The sequence below is a fragment of the Treponema sp. genome (assembly GCF_024696245.1).
Lineage (GTDB): Bacteria > Spirochaetota > Spirochaetia > Treponematales > Treponemataceae > Treponema_D.
The window spans coordinates 1-2,043 of the sequence record NZ_JAILGZ010000142.1 but is presented as its reverse complement, the minus strand read 5'-3'; the positions used below and the strand labels follow the sequence as shown (position 1 = coordinate 2,043).

The following is a 2,043-nucleotide window of genomic DNA, read 5'->3' as shown; positions in this document are numbered from 1 at the left end:
TGGGTAATGAAAAAAAATACTTAAATGAGTGTATTGATACAAAATTCGTATCTTACGTAAGTCACTTTGTAACAGATATGGAAGACCATATCAAAAAGCTCACTGGTGCCAAGTGTGCAGTTGCTATGGTAAGCGGAACAGAAGCTTTGCATATGGCTTTTGTTGCGGCAGGTGTAAAAACTGGTGAGGAAGTAATTTCACAGCCTTTGACTTTTGCCGCTACTTCTGCTGTTATTGTTAATTGTGGGGCAATTCCGGTTTATGTTGATGTTGACAGAGACACAATGGGAATGTCTCCAAAATCGTTAAAAGAGTTCTTAGAAAATAATACAAAGCAGGAAGGCGGTAAGTGTATTAATAAAAATACTGGCCGTATAATTTCTGCTTGTGTCCCAATGCATACTTTTGGTCATCCATGCCGTATTGATGAAATCCGTACAATTTGTGATGAGCATAATTTAATGCTTATTGAAGATGCTGCAGAATCTGTAGGTTCTTTCTATAAGGGTAAGCATACTGGTACTTTTGGAAAGGTTTCTATTCTTAGTTTTAACGGTAACAAGACTCTTACAACTGGTGGAGGAGGAATGCTTCTTACTGATGATGAAGAACTAGCAGCCCGTGCAAAGTATCTTTCTACAACAGCCAAGGAACCTGCAAAGTGGGGCTACTATCATAAAGTTGCAGGTTGGAATCTTCGTATGCCAGGTGTAAATGCCGCAATTGGTGCCGCCCAGCTTGAATACTTTGATAAGATTATTGAAAACAAGCGTGAAACTGCTCAGATGTATAAAAAGTTCTTTGCAGACCTGAACATTCCTTTTGTAACAGAGCCAGAAAACGCTCGTGCAAACTACTGGCTTAATGCAATTCTTCTTAAAGACCGTGAAGAACGAGAACAGTTCCTTGAGTTTACAAATTCTAATGGTGTACAGACACGTCCTATTTGGACCTTGATGTACAAAATGCCACCTTACGAAAAGTGTGAGCATGGAGATATGACAAACTCAGAATGGCTGGAAGATCATCTGGTAAATATACCATCTAGTGTTAGAACAAGCGTTTAAGTTATAGGATTAAAATATGAGTAGAAAACTTCATAACATTCTTATCACCGGTGGTGCAGGATTCATCGGTTCTAACTTCATTCATTATCTTTTTGGAATGTCCTCTGCAGAGGGAAATCTTTTTAACGATGCAAACTTTGACGGTACAGTCGTAAACGTAGACTGTCTTACATATGCTGGAAATCTGGAATCACTTAAAGACGTTGAGGCCCAGTTTGGCGGCAAGCGATATTTCTTTGAAAAAGTTGATATCTGCGACCGCGAAAATATTGAACGCATTTTCAAGCAGTATGATATTGATACTGTAATTCACTTTGCGGCAGAAAGTCATGTAGACCGTTCTATTCTTGGTCCGGAAGCATTTATGAAGACCAACGTAATGGGAACCTTTACACTGCTTGATGTTGCAAGAAACTACTGGAAGAAGGAAGACGGTTCAATCCGTGACGATGTACTCTTCCATCATATTTCAACAGATGAAGTTTACGGCTCACTCTGTGAAACAGGTTACTTCCGCGAGGACACACCTTATAATCCAAGAAGCCCTTATTCATCATCAAAAGCAAGTTCAGACCACGTTGTAATGGCTTACTTCCATACATACGGCCTGCCAATCACACTTTCTAACTGTACAAACAACTACGGACCATACCAGTTCCCTGAGAAATTGCTTCCACTTATGATCAGCAATATCCGCGACGGAAAGAACCTTCCTGTTTACGGCAAGGGTGACAATATCCGCGACTGGATTTATGTTGAAGACCACAACCGCGCTGTATGGCTTATTGTAAACAAGGGCGTAACCGGCGAAAAATATAATATCGGTGGTGAAAACGAATGGCAGAATATTAAGTTGCTTCACAAGGTAATTGAACTTACTGCAAAAGAAACTGGTAAAAATGTTGATGATGTAGAAAAGACTATTACTTATGTAAAAGACCGCCCTGGTCACGACAAACGCTATGCAATCGATTGT

2 protein-coding genes are annotated in these 2,043 nt (G+C 39.9%); both read left to right on the top strand.

All coding sequences use genetic code 11. The annotated features are described in order from the left end of the window. Positions 1-1,067, top strand: a 1,067-nt coding sequence (locus K6D58_RS10075; protein ID WP_296830286.1) for a LegC family aminotransferase, incomplete at its 5' end; no start/stop codon positions are given. 16 nt (positions 1,068-1,083) lie between these two features. After that, a partial coding sequence (rfbB, locus tag K6D58_RS10070; protein WP_296830284.1) for a dTDP-glucose 4,6-dehydratase occupies positions 1,084-2,043 on the top strand: 960 nt, incomplete at its 3' end.